Origin of the sequence: Hymenobacter psoromatis, from assembly GCA_001596155.1 — a bacterium.
Lineage (GTDB): Bacteria > Bacteroidota > Bacteroidia > Cytophagales > Hymenobacteraceae > Hymenobacter.
In genome coordinates this window covers 1,084,893-1,102,935 of record CP014771.1, presented here as the reverse complement: position 1 = coordinate 1,102,935, position 18,043 = coordinate 1,084,893, and the positions used below count along the sequence as shown (strand labels likewise).

Here is an 18,043-nt window from a genome sequence, read left to right as displayed (position 1 = left end):
TGCAGGAAAGATTGCCGCGCTCCACTTCGCCCTTGCTTGATGCGCAACATGCTCGCAAGGACAAACGGTGCTACCCCTCCATTCTCGTCTTGTCATCGGTCGTCATTTTTGGGCGGATTTTCATGCCTTCCTTCAGGTCGCTGATGCCTTGCAGCACCACTTCCTGGCCAGCTTTCAGGCCTTTTTGCACCACGAAGGAGGCCCCGTCGGGGGTAGGCACCACGGTGAGCAGGTGGGCGTGGGCGGCCGTGTCGGCACCCACCACGTAGGCAAAGCGTTTGCCCTGAAGCTCATACGTGGCGCTCTGCGGGATGATGATGGCATCTTTCATGGGCTGATAGGTGCGCACCGAGCCGCTGCTGCCGCTGCGCAGCAGGCCCTGCGGATTGGGAAACGTGGCGCGGAAGCTGCTGGCCCCGGTTTCGGTATTTATCTGGCCAATGGCCGTTTCGACCCGGCCTTTGTAGCCATACAGGCTGCCGTCGGCCAGCACCAGACTCACGTCGGGCACGTGCGCGAGCTTGTCCTGCAAGGTGTTGCCGGCCCGGCGGCGCGCAAAGCTGAGCAGCGCCTTTTCGCTGAGCGAAAAGTAGGCGTACACGCTGCCGATGCTCGAAATCGTGGTCAGCGGGTCGGTCGAGGTGCTGCTCACCAGCGAGCCGACTTTGTTCGGAATCGTGCCCATCACGCCCGTAACCGGGCTGTAGATGGTGGTGTAGCCGAGGTTGGTTTGGGCGTTGACGAGCGCGGCGCGGGCCTGGGCCAGGGCGGCTTGCTTGGCCTCCAGGGTGTACTGCGCGCCCTCCAACTCATACTTGCTGATGATGCCGCGGGCCACCAGCGGCTGCACTTTTTTCACGCCCATGAGGGCAGCGTCCACGTCGGCCTGGGCCGTTTTGATGCCGGCCGCGGCCGTGCGCACGGCCTGCTCATACTGCGGGGCCGAGATTTGGAAGAGCTTCTGGCCCTTCGTCACGCTGGCCCCCTCATCCACGTAAATAGCCGCCACGGAACCATCCACCTTGGGCCGGATTTCCACGTTTTGCTGGCCCTGAATAGTGGCTGGATAATCCTGAAAGAGCGTCACCGTATCGGGCCGGACCACCAGCACGGGGTAAGATTTTACGGCCTGGGGGCCGCCCTTGCCGCCTTTTCCGTCGGCGGTGGCGTCTTTCTTAGAGCCGCAGGCAGCCGTGCTGAGAAGGGCCAGGAGCCCGGCCGCGAGGCCTGGTAATCGAGTTCGCATCGCCTTATAACGCAAAGGCGGGGGGGTAGGGTCGGGGTTGGGGCCGAAAAGAGACGAAGCCCGTGATTATCCCGGCCAACCCCCACATCCGGCCGCTGCTGAGTGAGTAATTAAGGACCGGCAACAGCCGTATTAATGGTGGTGATGGTGGCCGGGCGGGGTAGGCTTGCCAAATAGGTTGACGAGCGCGCCCACCACAAACAGCGCCACCCAGCACACGTAGAGCCAGCCGTAGCCGGCCGGCAGCGGCCGCCGCACCACGTAGCGCAGCAGCACTTCGGCCCCGCCGCTCATCAGCAAGCCCACGAAGGCGATGAACTGCCAGGAGTTGAACAGGGTGGGGCGGTAGAGCTTGGCGAAATCCATAGGGGTAGGGGAGAGGTGAATCAAAAGACAAAGAAAAAGCCAGGCCGGCGGCTGCGGGCCAAACTTCGGGCTGGGGGGCGCGTACACCGGGCAGGCTACACCCTAAACTAGTAACTACGTAAACCCTCCCACATGATTCTCAGCGACGAGTTATTCGAAGAAGACGGCACCACGCCCAAAAAGCCGGGCCAGCAGGTTGACGCGCCCAACCAGAACCCGACCAACAGCATTCCGGCCGGCCACAACGAGGAGCTGGCCAAGCAGCGCGACTACCAGGAAGACCAGAGCAACAACAAGCGCAGCGACGACGCCAGCGCCCACCGCAACGTAGGTGCCAACGGCTACACGCAGCGCAGCGACCAGAAAGACCAGCTCGAAAACCTGCACATCGGCGGCTCCGAAACCGAGCCCCAGGGCGGCAACAACCACAGCACCGCCGGCGAGCAGGCCCAGGGACCCGGCTTCACCGAAGAGGGCAGCTATGAGCTGGGCGAAGGCATTCGGATGCACGACCAGAAGCTCGGCGACGACCACACCAGCGGCCCCGCCCGCAAGCCCCAGGACGAAACCAGCAACTAAGCACGCCCTATTGGCTATTAGTAGCCTCCCGGCCACTGCCCTTGGGCCGGTGGCCGGGAGGCTATTTCGCGTATGGGGGGTAGGACGCTTGGCGCTTAGGCGATAGCCGCTTATCTTGCTGCGCTGTTTTCCAAGTATTCTTATGAATTCCCTTTCTACGCTCCGCAAACTGCTGGCTACTGCTCCGCCGCCCGCCGCCATTCCTTTACCTATCGCTCGGGGCCTTGCCGGGCTGCTGCTCGTGGCCGCGCTGGCCGGTTGCAGCCACACGCCGGAAGCCACCGCCGCCCCGCCGGCCGCCACGCCTATCCTTGCCACCGCGCCCGTGGTGGCGGCTACCCCAGCCGCTGCTGCTAGCCCCGAAGCGTCCGCGCCGGTAGCTATTCCGGTGGTAAGCAAACCCAAAGTAGGCCCTGCCAAGTTGCGGGTGGCTTCGCTGCCCGTAGCGGAAGCCGAACCGGCCCCTAGTGAAGCGCCCGCTGCCGCAGCCCCAGCCCCCGAGCCGGTGCCCGCCGCGCCCACCACCCGCACCCAGGCCGGCCGGGTGCTCGACGAGAGCGGCCACCCCCTCATCGGGGCTACCGTGATGCTGCGCGGCAGCACCAAAGGCACCAGCACCGACGCCAATGGCAGCTACTCGCTCGAAGTGCCCACCGGCGAAAATACCTTCGTAGTGGGCTACGGCGGCTATGAGGACGAAACGGCTGTGAGCCGCGACGCCCAGCCCCTGAACGTGACGCTGCTGCCTACCCCCGGCAGCCGAGCCAAAGGCCGCCGCAGCCGCCGCTAGCCGCGCGCGGCCTGGCATTGCACTACCCGGCCTGCGCCAGCAGTGCCGAATTTTGGTGTTTTCGGGCATCCTACTGCTGCCAACCACCAGGACTTCTTCGAAAAAGCAGACAGAATCTGATTTAGGTGCTATACTGCGGCAGCTAAACCCTGATACTCTCCGCATGAAGCACCTCTCCCTTGCGTTGGTGGCGCTGCTGGCGGCCAGCCAGCTGGCCGCCGCCCAAACCACCGCGCCCGGCGCGGCCCCTACCCCCCGCGCCGAAGTCAGGCCGGTGGCCACCTCGCTCAGCGCTATTACGCAGGGGCTGAAGAAATTCGACGGCTATTTTCCGTTTTATTACGACGAGAAGACGGGCAAAATATACCTGGAGGTCGAGCGCTTTGACCAGGACTTTCTCTACTTCAGCTCCCTCACCGATGGGGTAGGGCTGGGCGGGCCGGAGCGCGGCGCGGCGGCCGCCAGCCTGGTTCGGTTTGTGAAAATGGGGCCAAAGGTGCTGCTGCTGGAGCCCAACCTAAGCTACCGCGCCACCGGCAAAAACCCCGACGAGCAGCGCGCGGTGGAAAGCGCCTTTGCCAAGTCCGTCATCTGGGGCTTCGTGCCGGTGGCCGTGGAAGGCAATAAGGTGCTGCTCGACCTCACGCCCTTTCTGGTGCGCGACAGCCAGAAGCTGACCGACCAGCTGGGTCGGCGCAGCTTCGCGGGGCTGCGCAGCGGGGCGGGCGGGCCGCCGCCTACCCCCTACCGCTTCGACGAAACCCGCTCGCTGGTGGACCCGAATGGCACCAGGAATTTTCCAAAAAACACCGAGTTTGAGGCGCTTATCACCTTCGTGGGCGGGCCTGGTGCGGGGGGGCTCGACTTTGGCCAGGGCAGCGCCGGCCTCGCGCCCGACCCCAATGCCGTGACCGTGCGGATGCATCAGTCGCTGGTGGAGCTGCCCCTGCCCGGCTTCGAAATGCGGCCTTTTGACCCGCGCGCCGGCTTCAATCCCTTCACCTACCTTGATTTTTCGGCCCCCATGACCGAGTCGCTGACGCAACGCTCCATCCGGCGGCACCGCTTGGCCAAGAAAAACCCCGGTGCCAAAATCAGCGACCCCGTCGAGCCCATTGTGTACTACGTGGACCGGGGCGCGCCGCCCGACATCAAACGGGCCCTCATCGAGGGCGGCGGCTGGTGGAACCAGGCGTTTGAGGCGGCTGGCTACCGCAATGCGTTTGTGGTAAAGGAGCTGCCGGAGGGGGCTGACCCGATGGACATTCGCTACAACGTGGTAAACTGGGTGGCCCGCGCTGGCAACCCACGGGCGTTTTCCTACGGCTCGTCGTACATCGACCCGCGCACTGGCGAGATTATTAAGGGGGTAGTGACGCTGGGCTCGGACCGCCACCGCCAGGACTACCTGCTGGCCGAGGGCCTGCTTCAGCCCTACAAACCGGGCCAGCCGGTGCCCAAGGCGATGGAGGAAATGGCGCTGGCCCGCATCCGGCAGCTTTCGGCCCACGAAATCGGCCACACGCTGGGGCTTTACCACAACTTCGCTGCTAGCGTCCGCGGCCGCACCTCCGTGATGGACTACCCCTTCCCGCGCATCACGCTGAAGCCCGATGGCACCGTGGATGTGTCGCAGGCCTACGCCGCCGGCATCGGCAGCTGGGACAAGCGGGCCATTTTGTGGGGCTACCAGGACTTCCCGAAGGGCACTAGCGAAGCGGCTGGCTTGGCGGCCATTATGCGCGAAACGCTGGCGCAGGGCCACCTGTTTGCCTACGACCCCACCATCGCGCTACACCCGCTGTCGAGCCAGTGGGACGATGGCGCCGACCCCGTGGCCCAGCTTACGCAGCTGATGGCCGTGCGGCGGCACGTGCTCGACACGTTCTCGGCTAATGCCGTGCCGCCCGGCGCGCCCCTCGCCACCCTGGAGGAAGTGCTGGTGCCGATATACCTGCTGCACCGCTACCAGGTGGCCGCCACCGCCAAAACCCTGGGCGGCCTCTACTTCACGCCCGCCGTGAAGGATGACGGCCAGGTGCCGACCCGCCTGGTGCCCCCCGCCGACCAGTGGCGCGCCCTGAATGCGCTGCTGGCCACCATCACCCCCGCCGCCCTGGCGCTGCCCGAAAAGCTGCTCACCCAACTCCCGCCTCACCCCGCCGGCTACGCCAGCACGATGGAGGATTTCGACAGCCACACCGGCATCTCCTTCGACCCGCTAGCCGCCGCCGAGGCCGCCGCCGCGCCTACCCTGGCGGCCCTGCTGAACGCCGAGCGGGCAGCGCGCCTCATTGAGTACCACGCCCGCGACGCCCAGCAGCCGGGCTTTATGCCGGTGGTGGATAAGGTGTTAGCCCAAACCTGGAAAACGCCGCTGGCCGCCGGCTACCCCGGTGAAATTCAGGTAGTCGTGAATAATCTCACCCTGAAATCGCTGCTCCGGCTGGCCGCTACCCCCGACCTTTCGGAGAGCGTGCGCGGTGAAAGCCTGCTCGAACTGGACCAGCTCAAGCAGTGGATGACCACCCGCTTACCCACCGCCGAGCCCCGCCAAAAAGCCAACCTGCTCTTCGGCTTATCGCAAATCAGAAAGTTCGAGGACGACCCCAACAAATTCACGCCCGCCCCGGCGCTGGACCAGCCGCCCGGCGCGCCTATTGGGATGCCGGGAATGGGTTTTTTGGGGGATGACGTGGTGCGGTAGGTCGTTCTCGCGTTAACCTCACCCCCTAGCCCCCTCTCCTGCGGAGAGGGGGAACTAGCTCTAGTTTATTTTTAGACTGTAAATCAAATAGTTAAGTTGAAATTAGAGCTAGAGCTAGTTCCCCCTCTCCGCAGGAGAGGGGGCTAGGGGGTGAGGTTGACGTGGAGGGCGTAACAGCAGTTCAGCGTCTTCCACTCTTTTAGCGAGAGGTATGGGAGGCACCCGCAAGGTGTCTCCTGCTTCGTAACTTCCGCGTAACACCAAAGCCGCGCGCCCGCCCGACCTTTGCCGCGTTCTGATTTTACTCCGAATACGTATGAAACGCTTGCTTTCCGCCGTGGCGGCCCTGGCCCTGCTCACCGGCACGGCCCACGCCCAACGCCCTACCAACGACCCGCAGGCGGCGAAAATCCTGCTGCCGAATGGCTGGAGCCTCACGCCGGCCGGCCGGCCGCTGCCGCTCGGCGACCTGCCGCTGAATATGCAGCTCGCGCCGGGCGGCAACATGCTGGCCGTCACCAACAACGGGCAGGGCAAGCAGAGCATTCAGCTTATTGACCCCGGCACCGAAAAGCTGCTCGACGAGCGGCCCATCGGCAAGGCGTGGTACGGGCTGGCTTTCGATGCGAAGGGCGAGCGGCTCTACGCCTCGGGCGGCAACGACAATATTATTCTGGCCTATCCCACGGCCGGGCGCAAGCTCGGCGCGCCCGATACGCTGCGCCTCGGCCGGCCCTGGCCCAAGGCCAAAATCAGCCCCACCGGCCTGGCCGTGGACGCGGCCGGCCAGCGCCTCTACACCGTGACCAAGGAGGACAGCGCGCTCTACGTCGTGGACCTCAAAAGCAAGCGCACGCTGAGCAAGGTGAAGCTGGGCGCCGAAGCCTACGGCTGCCTGTTGTCGGCCGATGGCAAGGTGGTGTATATCACGCTCTGGGGCGGCGATAAGCTGCTGGCCTACGACCGCGCCACCGGCCGCCTGCGCCCCGGCCTACCCACCGGCAGCCACCCCAACGAGGTGATTCAGCGCCGCGACGGCCGCTATCTGTTCGTGGCCAATGCCAACGACAACTCCGTGTCAGTCATCGACGCGAAGGCCTGGAAGGTGCTCGAAACCATCTCCACCTCGCTCTACCCCACGCGCCTCACCGGCTCCACCACCAACGGCCTGGCCCTGTCGGCCGACCAAAAGACGCTCTACATCGCCAACGCCGACAACAACTGCCTGGCCGTGTTCGACGTGCGCCAGCCCGGCCACAGCGCCAGCCGGGGCTTTATCCCCACGGGCTGGTACCCCACCTGCGTGCGCGTGCAGGGCAGTAAAATACTGGTGGCCAGCGGCAAAGGCCTCACCAGCCTGGCCAATCCCAACGGCCCGCAGCCCTTGCGCAAAAAAGACGACAGCGGCTACCAGCTGGGCAGCGCTGAGCAGCGCGAGGTGCAGTACATCGGCAGCCTGTTTAAGGGCACGCTGCTCTTTATTCCGAGTCCCGACGCGGCGCGCCTTAAGGCCTATACCCGGCAGGTGTATGACAATACGCCCTTCACGCCCGCCCGCGAAAAACTGGCGCTGGGCGAGGCCGGCAACCCCGTGCCGCGCCGGGTAGGCGACAAGTCGCCCATCAAGCACGTCTTCTACATCATCAAGGAAAACCGCACCTACGACCAGATTATGGGCGATGTGCGCGAGGGCGAGGGCGACACGGCGCTGTGCATTTTTGGCCAGAAAGTGACGCCCAACCACCACGCGCTGGCCCGCGAGTTTGTGTTGCTCGATAATTTTTACGTGAACGCCGAGGTGAGCGCCGACGGCCACAACTGGAGCACCGCCGCCTACGCCACCGACTACGTGGAGAAGTCGTGGCCCATCAGCTACGGCGGGCGCGGCGGCACCTACGACTTTGAGGGCACCCGCAAAATCGCCTACCCCCGCGACGGCTTCATCTGGGACTACTGCCAGCGCGCGGGCCTCACGTACCGCACCTACGGCGAGTTTGCGGAAGATGGCAAAACGCCCCTTAAGTCGCTGCGCGGGCACGTCTGCCCGAAATCGCCGGGCTTCAATATGGACGTGACGGACCAGGAGCGTGAGCGCGTCTGGGCGCAGGATTTTGACTCTTTGCTCGCTAAAAACGCGGTGCCGCAGTTCAGCACCATCCGCCTCAGCAACGACCACACCAGCGGTCAGCGCCTGGGTAAGGTGCGGCCCACGGCCGCCGTGGCCGACAACGACCTGGCCCTGGGCCGCCTCGTGGAGCACCTGGCCCAGAGCAGCATCTGGGGCGAGTCGGTGGTTTTCGTGCTCGAAGACGACGCCCAGAACGGCTCCGACCACATCGACGCCCACCGCTCGCCGGCCTATGTCATCGGCCCCCACGTGCGCCACAATTTCGTGGACCACACGCTCTACACCACGGCCGGCGTGATGCGCACGATGGAACTGCTGCTCGGCCTACCCCCCATGAGCCAGTACGATGCCGCCGCCCGGCCGCTGTTCGGCGTGTTTCAGGCCACGCCCAACCTGGCGAAGTACGAAGCCAAGCCCAACCAGATTCCGCTCGACACCCGCAACACCGCCTGGAACCACAGCGCCGAGCGCTCGGCCAAATTCGACTTCGCCCACGAAGATGCCGTGCCCGATTTAGACCTGAACGAGGTAGTCTGGAAGTCGGTGAAGGGCGAAAATTCGACCATGCCCGCGCCCCGGCGCGGCGCGTTTTTGCAGCTTACCCCTAAGCGCAAAGACGACGACGATTAGGCCCGCGCGCGCCAGTGCAGCCTGATGGAAAGCCATTTCCCCAAAATATTCAGACTCAAGAGCTAGCGCGCGTCGGGGGGGGGTAGGGGCGTGGGGTCCGATGACTGGCTGAACTGCTGGGCCAGCTTGTCGGGCACGCCCACGCTTTGCAGCAGCCCGCACAGCAGCCCCTGCCGCCACGCCGTGAAGGTCGAAAACTGCAGCTCGCGCCGCGAAGCCATCTGGCCCACCACGAAGCGCCCGCCGGGCCGCGGATTCTGGTCACGAATGACTAGGCCGTTGACCAGCCCGCTCTTGACGCGGTTGAGAAATGTCTTCTTCACCTGGCCATCTTTATAACCCAGGTAATTGATTTTCAAATCGGTATAAGTGGCCTGGATAGGCCCACTGACGCGCTGGCGGTCGAGGCGCTCATCAAAAGTGATGCGCTGGACCTGGCCGCTTTTGAAAGTAATGAGGCGGGTAGGGGTAGTAATGGAGTTGAGCAGGCTGAGCGGTGCCGGCCCAAACGTGCCCCACAGGTGCTGGCGGCCCTGCGGGTCGAGCAGCGAAGTGGTGAGGTGAATTTCGGCGCGGGACTGGTTTTGTAAGTAGCCCGTGGCCTCGCCGGTGAGGGGGTGGGCCAGGCTCATGCGGCGCGGGTCGTTGCTGACGTTGCGCAGCGTAATATTCAGGCGGTTAAGCGTAAACGTGCCCGGCAGCGGCGTGCGGGGGCCGCGGTACACGGCCGCGATGGTGCCGCCGCGCACATCGAGTTGGCGCACGTCAAGGTGGGCGCGCAGGCTGCGCATATTCTCGGGGGTAATGATAGAGGGGCTCTTATTGATGGGCCCGCGGCCGTCGCTGTGGGTGGCGAGGTAGGGCCGCTCGGCCACCACGCGCGCAATCTGGAGGTGGCTGTCGTCGGAAAGCCGGTAAAAATCGAAGCCCTCCGCCCGCAATTCCGGCATAAGTACGCGCAGCAGGGTAGTCTGGTAGCCGCTGCGGCGGTTGAGCTGCGCCGCCGACAGCGTGGGCCGCAGCGCCAGCCCCGTGAGGCGCAGCGTTTTTTCGTCCGTGTTCAGCAGCGCGTGCTCGATGCTGGCCAGGTACACCGGCGGCTGAAACGTGGCCGTAATGCGCCCGGTGCGGCCCGTCCAGCCGCGGGCGTAGAGCACGCGTTTCGCGCCCGGCTGGGCCGCCGCCGAGTCGATGCGCAGCCCGCGCGCCACCCCAAACAGGTGCCGCACCGCCGGCTTTTCAGCCACGCCCCCCACGGCCAGGTAGCCGTCGCCGATGGCCAGCTGCCGCACATCGGCTTGGTCAAACAGCGGCTTCAGCAGCTTCCAGACCGGCGGCGGGGCCTGCGCGGGCGGCTCGAAGGTGAGGCGGGGGGTAGTGAGCCGCACCGAGTCGGCGCGCAGGCGGTGCAAATGCTGCCAGGCCGCCGCCCGCAGCCCGCGCACCCACAGGCTGGGCACCGCGAACGACACGCGCGCCGCGCCCGGCTTGCCCTGCCCCGGCGCGGGCGGCGCAATGCGCAGCGAATCGAGCCCAAAAAACTGCTTATCACTGGAAAAATCAACCAGCCGCGCCGAGATGGTGTGCCCACCCAGCTTGCCCGCGGGCTGCCGCAGCACCGCCCGCCACCCCGCCGCGAAGGCCAGCCGCTGGGTATCGGCCGCGCCGGCGCTGGTAAGGAGCAGGTCGCGGGCGCTCACCGTGGCCTCGCGCAGCTGGCCCGTAGGTGTTTCGGCTGGCCCAAAGCTGCCGCCCGCGTGGCGCAGGGCCAGGTAGCCCAGCCGCAGCGGGTGTTGCTGGTAAAAGGGGGGGGTAGGGTGCGGCGCGGGCCGCCGGGCCAGGGCCGCCACGTCGAGGTGCAGTGAGTCGAGGGAGAGGCTGTCGATGGGCACGGTGCGGCCGCGCAGCAGCGCCAGCAGGCCCACGCCGCTCAGGTCGAGGCGGGCCAGGTGGACCGTGAGGTGGGGCAGCGTATCGGCCAGCTGCTCGGTGGAGGGGCGGAGTAGAATGCCCCGCAGGTGCAGGCTGCGCGCCAGCAGCTTGGTGCGCAAGCCGGCCACGTGCAGCGCGTATTGGCCGTGGGTTTGGGTGGTCACTGCTCGTTCCAGCTTGCCGCGCAGCCAGGGGTCGAGGCCCCATTTCAGCCAGCCTAAGGCGGCCAGCACCAGCAGTGCCAAACCAAGCAGTACCCAGCGGCCCCAGTGGTGGGTGGCGGGCGAAAGGGAGGGGGTAGGAGATTCAGCCAAGGTGTCAAGATGAAGTACTGTTAAACGGAAAAGCGGGGGGTAGGGGTTGCCCATTACCCAACCCTGCCCCCCCGGCAGCCCGTACAGGAGCCAGCCTCAGCCTTTCGTATATCCAAAAATTTCCTTTTCCGATGCGCAGATTCTCCCTCTCTCACCTGGCTTGCCTCGGCCTGATGGGCGGCAGCCTGGCCCTCGCGGCCTGCGACAAAGACAGCCCCAACGTGCCCGTGCTGCCGGCCGCCGTCACCTTCACCCAGGCCGGCCTCTACCCCGAAGGCACCCAGTACGACGACCAGCAGGCGCACTTTCTGGTTAGCTCCCAAACCGCCGGCCGCATCGGCCAGGTAACGGACGATGGCACCTACGCCAGCTTCGCCGACGACCCGCTGCTGATTTCGACCATCGGCCTCCACCTCGATGCGGCCCGCAATCGCTTGCTCGTGGCCGTGTCGGACCCCGGCTACAACGCCGCCCGCACTACCGCCGCCACCAAGGGCAAGCTCGCCGCCCTGGCCAGCTTCGACCGCGGCACCGGCACCAAAACCGGCTACGTGGACCTCGGCGGCCTGCGCCCCGCCTACGCCGCCCACTTCGCCAATGATATTGCCGTCGATGCCCAGGGCAATGCCTACGTCACCGATAGCTATGCACCCATTATCTACAAGGTTGATGCGCAAGGAGTTGCCACGGTTTTTCTGGAAAATATCGCCCTGGCCGCGCCCGCCGGCAAGTTTGGCCTCAACGGCATCGTGTACCATCCCAATGGCTACCTGCTCGTGGCCAAGTCCGATGAGGGCGCCCTCCTCAAAGTGCCGCTGGCCAACCCCGCGAGCTTTAGCAAAGTGACCCTCACCGGCGTGGACCTCACCAATGACGACGGCTTGCAGCTTATCGACAACACGACCCTGCTGGCCTCCTGCAACTCACAGGGCAAGGTGTACCGGGTTGTCACGACCGACGATTTTGCCAGCGTGAGCGCGTTGGGCAGTTTCGCCACCGGCGCGGTGTATCCCACCACGCTGGCCCGGCGCGCCGGCGTGACCAGCTACGTGCTCGCCTCGCACCTCGACGCGCTGCAGGCCATGCAAACGCCGCCCGTGTCGCAGTTTGCCCTCATCAAAGTGTCGTTTTAAGGATATTTGAGGGGGTAGGGGCCGCGTACGCTGCTTGAATTAAAAATGATAAATTAAAAACCCGACGGTCAAATTTATCATTTATCATTTTTAATTTTAGGACTTACGCAAATTGCTTTCAACGTTAGGTTCCCGCAGAAGTGCGCAGAGGAAAACGCGGAGGTGCGCAGAGCGCTACTGGTGATTTGCGTAAACCCTAAATTTTTAATTCTGCATACCAACCCTAAAACAGCTGTAGGACGTGGGCCGCGTGCAAGTTCCCGTGCGGCCTACCCCCCTGCAAAATCTCGGCTCCGTAGCTTTAGGGCCGCGCCCGCGCCTCTCGTTTTCGCCCCGTCCTCCGCCTCATGCTCGCCATCACTTCGCTGCTGCCCTCGCCGGCTTCCGACCACATCAATGCCCTCATCAAAAGCCTGGAAACGGAATTCGGCCTGACCGATGTGCAGGCCACGCCCGAGCCGCACCTCACCTACCAGATTGTGGAGCCCACCAATCTGGTAACGCTCAAAGCCGCCCTGCGCGACATCGCGGCCACTACCCCCTCCTTCATCGCGCACACCACCGGGCTGGGCATGTTTCCGGGCGACAGCCCCGTGATTTACATCCCCGTGCTGCGCTCCGATGCCCTCAACGAGCTTCACCACCAGATATTCAACATCGCCGGCCCGCTGTGCTCGCGCACCGACAAGTTCAGCGCCCCCGACCTGTGGCTGCCCCACGTGTCACTGGCCCTGCACGACACCACGCCCGAGCTGCTGGGTCCGGTGCTGCAATTCCTGAATAATCAGACCTTTAACCTAGAACTGGCCATCAGCAACATCGCCATCCTGCGCCCCGAAGGCGACATGTTCGTGCGCGAAGACGTGTTTGAGTTCGGCGGGAGATAGGGGGGTAGGGAAGCGTTTATTACCAGAATAACAGACAAGCAAGAACGTCATTCCGAGCTTGCCGAGGAATCTCGCTCGCATCGTCCGGCCTCGTCCAGCGATGCGCGCGAGATTCCTCGGCAAGCTCGGAATGACGTTCTTGTTTGTCACGCTACCTATCTACCCGCCTACCGGTTCAAAATCGTCTTGTTCCGGTTTAGCTTCAAATCCTGCAGCAGGCTGCTTTTGGCGGCGATGGTGAAATTGTAGCCCCGATAAGGCCCCACGGGTATCCAGAGGCCCGAAATCTGCCAGCAGTGCAGGTCGCGGGTGAAGTTGACGGTGGGGTACACCAGCGTGTTCTGGGTGAAATTGTAGTTGAGGCTGGTGCTCAGGCGCAGGTTGGGCGTGAGCTTGACCGAGCCGCTGGCCGTGACGGAGCTGCCCGAGAGCAGCGGCAATGAGCCGTACAAAATGGGCCGGATGGGCGCGTTGGCCGTGGTGTAGCTGGCCGTGTACTGCAAATTGGCCTCCCACGGAATGTCGAAGTCGAGGTAGTCGGCGTAAATCTGCTGCTGCAGGGGCGAACCTAGTATCGGGTCGTTGCTGGGGGCCGTGGTCCTGGGGATATTGGCCTTGCTCTTGGGCCGCGCGGCGGGGTTAAACTGGTAGCCCAGGCTCAGGTTGGCCGCCAGCAGGCGGGCCAGGCGGTAGTTTCTAACACCATTCTGGTTCTTTTCCAGGTCAAGCAGGTACCGATTAAGAATACGCCCGGTTGAGTCGCGCTGGTAAAACGAGAACGAGCTGCTCACCACCACATTCAGCTTTTTGGCAATCTGCACGCGGTAGCCCAGGTTCAGGTTTGAGAGCTTGAGCGTGTCGGCCGCGAAGTTGTAGCCCACGTTCAGGTCGATGCCGTCGGCCAGGCTCACTTTGCGGTAGGGGTCGGTGCCAGTGGTGTCGCGGCTGTTGCGCACCTTCATTTCGATGCTGTTCTGAACGCTCAGCGACACCTGGCTCACGCGCGACGAGGCCGAGTTGTTATACGCCCCCTGGTAGCGCGTGAACTGGCGCGGGTCCAGAAACTGCGTCGAGTAGGCGCTCTGCAGGTTGTTGAAGTCCGCTTGCCCACCCGTGAAGGCCGCGTACTGCGACCTGGTGGCCAGGTCGGGCGAGTAGGCGTAGCTCAGGCTGGGCGTCACCTTGTGGCGAATGGCCTTCACGTAGTGGTCGCCCTTGAAAGTCACCTGGCCATAAAAGTTGGTAGTGGCCGACAGGTTGGCCGAATACGAATAAGCCCGGCTAAAGCCAAACGTGGTATCAACCCGCACGGCATTCACCGGGGCCGGCACAAACGAGTAGCCCAGCCGCTGCGAGTACCAGGTTTCGCCGTAGTTCACCGAGGGCGTAATCTGCACGTGGCGGCTCAGCACCGCCGCCGAGGGCAGCGTAATCTGAAACTGGTGTTGCATGCCGTTTTGGGCATTGCGCAGCAGCTGGGTGATGCTCTTAAAGCCAACCGGAATGTTGTAGGCCGTGCTGCTGCCGCCCAGCAGCGGAATGTTGCCGGCGAGCGAGCGGGCCGGCACCAGGCTGCTGATTTGGTTCTGGGCCACCAGGTTGTAGCTCACCGCGAACTGCTCGTACCAGGCGCCCGTCGATTGCTTCTTGAAGAGCTGGTACGGGTACTGCCGCGCCAGGCCCACGTTCACCGAAGGCAGCGTGAAGGCCATCACGCCCGTCTGCACGTTCTGGCTCTGCGCCAGCTGAATGGAGTAGTTGATGGGCAGCCGCCGCGAGGTTTTGCTGTAGCTGACCGTCGAGTTGAACGCGGCCGACAGCAGCTGGCGGGAGTTCAGCGTATTCACCTTGTTATACGAGCTGCTGCCCGCCTGCACGCTGGCCGAGAACACGCCGCCGCCCGGCAGGGGGGTAGGCGAGTGGCTCCAGCTTATCCAAAAGGTATTAATAGAGTTGGCGTAGAGATAATCAGTATTCGTAATAGTTGAGGTGCTGAGCAGCGGCGACACCGGCTGCTGCGCGTACGTAAACCGGAAGCTGCCCTGGTACTTGTAGCGCTTGCGATACGTCAGCTCCGTTGATAAGCCCCAGCCGCCAAAGCGGTCGGCGTTGCCGGCGTAGATGTCGCCCGTCACGCGCAAGCCGATGTAGTCGTTCGGTGCCCAGTAGTAGCCGCCATTCGTGAGTGAGTAGCCCCGCTGCGCGCCCTGCCCAAACGTGGGGATGATGAAGCCCGACCCGCGCCCCGCGTGGGGGGTAGGGAAGTAGCCAAACGGCAGCCCGATGGGCAGCGGCACGTCCATAATGACCATGTGAAACGGCCCGGTTATTACCTTCTGGCCCGGTATCACCTTCATGCGCCCCGCCTGAATGTAGAAGTGCGGATGCTCCAGGTTGCAGGTAGTGTAGCGGCCGTTCAGGCCGTAGAAGTCGTTGTCGGGCAGCTTTTTCACCACTTCGGCGTGAATGTAGCCCTCGCCCTGCTGGGTCACGACCTCCGCGATTTTGCCCTTCTTGGTTTTGAAATTATAGTTAATCCTGCCCGCCGAGTAGGTGCCCTCCGCGTCCTTAAACAACGGCTGGTCGGCCATTTTATGCTTCACCGAGTCGCGGCGGCCCACGGCCTGCACCGTGCTGTTGCCGTAGTTCACGGTGATGAGCGCCGCCTTGAGGCTCATCTTGCCATAGTCCACCGACGATTTAGTGTAGAGCTTGGCAATCTTCTCCGTCACGTCAAACTGAATCGAGTCTTTGGCGGAGTAGTTGACCTTGGTTTCGACCTGGCTGCGGCGGCGCAGCACCACCAGGTTCAGCGAGTCGCGCACGCGGCGGCTGGTGTCGGCGAGCAGGCCGGTGCTGTCGGGCGTGAGGCTGGGCGCGGGCCGGCGCGACACGCCCGGCATGGAAGGCTGGCCGGGGTTGGACACGCCGGGCGGCGGCGGGCTCTGGGGCGCGTTGCGGTCATAGTTGAGGTTACGCAGCGGCTGGGTCGGCACCGAGCCGGGCCGCCGGGTGTTGCCGGGGTCGATGCCCGGCGAGCTGGTGGGGGTAGGCGTAGTCGTCTGGGCCAGGGCCGGCGCCAGGCCCGCCAGCAGCCACAGCGCCAGCCCGGCCACCAGGCCCGAGCGGCCGCGGCAAAAAAGACCCGAAAACAGCGTGTTGAAGAGGAGCAAGTTAGCTAAAGCCACCGGGTGAATTACTTTTGAGGCTTCCTACAAAGATAAGAGGCCGCCTACCCTCCAAAGGGTTGCCAGGGGCCTGGTTTTTTCCCCAACGACCAACGTGCGGATTATTGCACCCTTCCTGCTCGCGCTAAGCTGCCAGCTGCTCGCCGCCAGCTCACCCGCTGAGCGGCCGGTGCCTACCCAACGCCGGCCACCCCAAACGGTGCCGCCGGATAGCGCGCTCAGCCAGGAAGGCACTCCCGATAGCCTGCCCGGCTACGACCGCACCCGCTACCGCCTGCGCACCGTGGTGCTCGACGCCGGCCACGGCGGCAAAGACATTGGCTGCAACGGGGCCGACGCCCACGAAGCCACCGTGGCCCTGGCCATTATCAAAGACCTGGGCCACCAGATTGAGACGAACATGCCGGGCGTGCGGGTCATCTACACCCGCAAAACCAACGTGTTTATCCGGCTCGATGAGCGCGCCGCCATCGCCAACCGCAACCATGCCGACCTCTTCATCTCGGTGCATTGCAACGCCGGCCCCCGCGGCTCGCGCGGCACCGAGGTTTGGACGATGGGCCTGCACAAAACTACCGCCAACCTGGGCGTGGCCCAGCGCGAAAACTCGGTTATTCTGCAAGAGAAAAACTACAAGCAGCGCTACGACGGCTTCGACCCGCGCTCGCCGCAGTCGCACATCCTGTTTTCCCTTTTCCAGAGCGCCTACATCACCAACTCGCTGCGCCTGGCCCAGCGCATTGACCGGCAGTTTCGCACCAGCGTGGGCCGTAGCTCGCGCGGCGTGAAGCAGGCCGGCTTTTTGGTGCTCTGGAAATCTGCCATGCCCTCCGTGCTGGTCGAGGCCGGCTTTCTAACCGACCCCACTGAGGAGAACTACCTCAATAGCAGCGCCGGCCAGCACGCCATTGCCAATGGCATCTACCGCGCCTTTCGCGCGTATAAGCGCGACCTGGAGGGCACGCCGGCCGGGTAAGCTACGGCCGCGCTTACTCACCGCCCCAACATAAGGGCCCCGTTTGCCGTTAAAAGCAATATTCCGCGCGCCCGCTGCAACCATGCGGGCCGCCTACCCCTCCCCTAAGTGGCTAACATCAGCTTAAATCTACCTTCCTGTGTCTAAAGAAATAAAAGTCGGCCTGTTGGCCGTGGTAGCACTCGTGGCCCTGGCCATTGGGTTTAACTTCTTGCGGGGCAGCAACTTGCTGTCCAGCGACCGCACGTACTACGCCGTGTACCCGAACGTGGATGGGCTTAACGTGGGGGCTCCGGTTATCCTCAACGGTATCAAAGTGGGGCAGGTAAAAAACCTGGAGCTGCAACCCACCCACGACAATACCGTGCGCGCCGCGCTGGAGCTGCAAAAAGGCCTGCAACTCGGCGACTCGACCGTGGCCTCGCTGGGTGGCTCGTTGCTGGGCTCCAAAACCATTAACCTGACGCTGGGCCGCGACACCAAGAAGTTCAGTGGCGGCGAAGATTTGCAAACGACTTCCTCGGCGGGCATCGCTGGCATCGCGGCGGCTTTGCAGGCCCGCGCTCTACCCCTGATTTCCAGCCTAGACTCCACGTTGCAACATGTAAACGGTATTATTAACAAGGATGCCGAAACTAACATTCGGGGAACGCTAGTCGGCGCACGCGAAAGCACGGTGGCCTTGCAGCAGCTCATCGTGGCCAACCAGGCCAATATCAACGAGATAACCCGCAATTTTGCCCAGATGAGCAAGGCGCTGAACAAGACCACCGGCAAGCTCGACCGCATCGTCAGCAATTTCGGGCAGCTTTCCGATTCGCTCAAGACCGCGCCCGTGGGCCCGGCCCTGCGCAACCTGAACTCGACGTTGGTGGAAGCCCAGACCTCGCTGAAGGGCGTGAGCGCGGCGCTGAACGACAAAAAGGGCTCGCTCGGCAAGCTCATCAATGACTCGACGCTCTACCGCAACCTCAACGCCACGGCCGCCAGCTCTAATGAGTTGATTTCAGACATGAAGGCCAATCCCAAGCGCTACGTGCATTTCTCGGTTTTTGGCGGCGGCAAAGACAAAACCAAGCAGGAAACCACCAAAAACCCCGACGGCTCAGTAACCACCGAAACCAAAAAAGTGAGCACTACCCCGGCCATCACTAACTAAGCCGCCGC

12 protein-coding genes are annotated in these 18,043 nt (G+C 63.9%); 8 read left to right on the top strand and 4 right to left on the bottom strand.

Annotated elements, in window-relative coordinates:
• Window positions 1–70: 70 nt before the first annotated feature.
• Both A0257_04680 and A0257_04675 read right to left on the bottom strand, forming a co-directional pair.
• Window positions 71–1,246 (bottom strand): efflux transporter periplasmic adaptor subunit, encoded by a 1,176-nt coding sequence (locus tag A0257_04680; protein AMR26468.1) that lies wholly within the window; start codon window positions 1,244–1,246, stop codon window positions 71–73.
• Window positions 1,247–1,378: 132 nt separating this feature from the next.
• Window positions 1,379–1,612 (bottom strand): hypothetical protein, encoded by a 234-nt coding sequence (locus A0257_04675; protein ID AMR26467.1) that lies wholly within the window; start codon window positions 1,610–1,612, stop codon window positions 1,379–1,381.
• Window positions 1,613–1,744: 132 nt separating this feature from the next.
• On the opposite strand from A0257_04675, the gene A0257_04670 reads away from it, so the two are divergent.
• The 4 genes from A0257_04670 to A0257_04655 all read left to right on the top strand — a co-directional run bounded on the left by A0257_04670 (window position 1,745) and on the right by A0257_04655 (window position 8,446).
• Entirely contained in the window at window positions 1,745–2,191 is a 447-nt protein-coding gene (locus A0257_04670) for a hypothetical protein (GenBank protein ID AMR26466.1), read from the top strand.
• 142 nt (window positions 2,192–2,333) lie between these two features.
• A complete protein-coding gene (locus tag A0257_04665; GenBank protein ID AMR26465.1) occupies window positions 2,334–2,981 on the top strand; it encodes a hypothetical protein in 648 nt (215 codons plus the stop codon).
• A gap of 163 nt (window positions 2,982–3,144) precedes the next feature.
• A complete protein-coding gene (locus A0257_04660; protein AMR26464.1) occupies window positions 3,145–5,688 on the top strand; it encodes a peptidase in 2,544 nt (847 codons plus the stop codon).
• 316 nt (window positions 5,689–6,004) lie between these two features.
• Complete coding sequence (locus tag A0257_04655) at window positions 6,005–8,446, top strand: hypothetical protein (GenBank protein ID AMR26463.1); 2,442 nt, start codon at window positions 6,005–6,007, stop codon at window positions 8,444–8,446.
• A 62-nt stretch (window positions 8,447–8,508) separates the two neighbouring features.
• Here A0257_04655 and A0257_04650 read toward each other — a convergent pair whose 3' ends face one another.
• Window positions 8,509–10,623 (bottom strand): hypothetical protein, encoded by a 2,115-nt coding sequence (locus tag A0257_04650; GenBank protein ID AMR26462.1) that lies wholly within the window; start codon window positions 10,621–10,623, stop codon window positions 8,509–8,511.
• A gap of 242 nt (window positions 10,624–10,865) precedes the next feature.
• Here A0257_04650 and A0257_04645 point away from each other — a divergent pair, with 242 nt between their 5' ends.
• Complete coding sequence (locus tag A0257_04645; protein AMR26461.1) at window positions 10,866–11,825, top strand: hypothetical protein; 960 nt, start codon at window positions 10,866–10,868, stop codon at window positions 11,823–11,825.
• A 347-nt stretch (window positions 11,826–12,172) separates the two neighbouring features.
• Window positions 12,173–12,712: a hypothetical protein gene (locus tag A0257_04640; GenBank protein ID AMR26460.1), complete on the top strand. Its 540-nt coding sequence runs from the start codon at window positions 12,173–12,175 to the stop codon at window positions 12,710–12,712.
• A 167-nt stretch (window positions 12,713–12,879) separates the two neighbouring features.
• Here A0257_04640 and A0257_04635 read toward each other — a convergent pair whose 3' ends face one another.
• The gene (locus A0257_04635) at window positions 12,880–15,900 is read right to left on the bottom strand and encodes a hypothetical protein (GenBank protein ID AMR26459.1); all 3,021 of its coding nucleotides are present in this window, start codon (window positions 15,898–15,900) and stop codon (window positions 12,880–12,882) included.
• Window positions 15,901–16,144: 244 nt separating this feature from the next.
• Here A0257_04635 and A0257_04630 point away from each other — a divergent pair, with 244 nt between their 5' ends.
• The gene (locus A0257_04630) at window positions 16,145–16,876 is read left to right on the top strand and encodes an N-acetylmuramoyl-L-alanine amidase (GenBank protein AMR29622.1); all 732 of its coding nucleotides are present in this window, start codon (window positions 16,145–16,147) and stop codon (window positions 16,874–16,876) included.
• A 139-nt stretch (window positions 16,877–17,015) separates the two neighbouring features.
• On the top strand, window positions 17,016–18,035 hold the full coding sequence (locus tag A0257_04625) for a hypothetical protein (GenBank protein ID AMR26458.1): 1,020 nt from the start codon (window positions 17,016–17,018) through the stop codon (window positions 18,033–18,035).
• Window positions 18,036–18,043 lie beyond the last annotated feature (8 nt).

Coding starts and splice junctions, on each gene's coding strand:
- A0257_04670 (AMR26466.1), top strand. CDS start 1,745: ATGATTCTCAGCGACGAGTTATTCGAAGAAGACGGCACCACGCCCAAA.
- A0257_04645 (AMR26461.1), top strand. CDS start 10,866: ATGGGCGGCAGCCTGGCCCTCGCGGCCTGCGACAAAGACAGCCCCAAC.
- A0257_04675 (AMR26467.1), bottom strand. CDS start 1,612: ATGGATTTCGCCAAGCTCTACCGCCCCACCCTGTTCAACTCCTGGCAG.
- A0257_04680 (AMR26468.1), bottom strand. CDS start 1,246: ATGCGAACTCGATTACCAGGCCTCGCGGCCGGGCTCCTGGCCCTTCTC.
- A0257_04655 (AMR26463.1), top strand. CDS start 6,005: ATGAAACGCTTGCTTTCCGCCGTGGCGGCCCTGGCCCTGCTCACCGGC.
- A0257_04660 (AMR26464.1), top strand. CDS start 3,145: ATGAAGCACCTCTCCCTTGCGTTGGTGGCGCTGCTGGCGGCCAGCCAG.
- A0257_04665 (AMR26465.1), top strand. CDS start 2,334: ATGAATTCCCTTTCTACGCTCCGCAAACTGCTGGCTACTGCTCCGCCG.
- A0257_04640 (AMR26460.1), top strand. CDS start 12,173: ATGCTCGCCATCACTTCGCTGCTGCCCTCGCCGGCTTCCGACCACATC.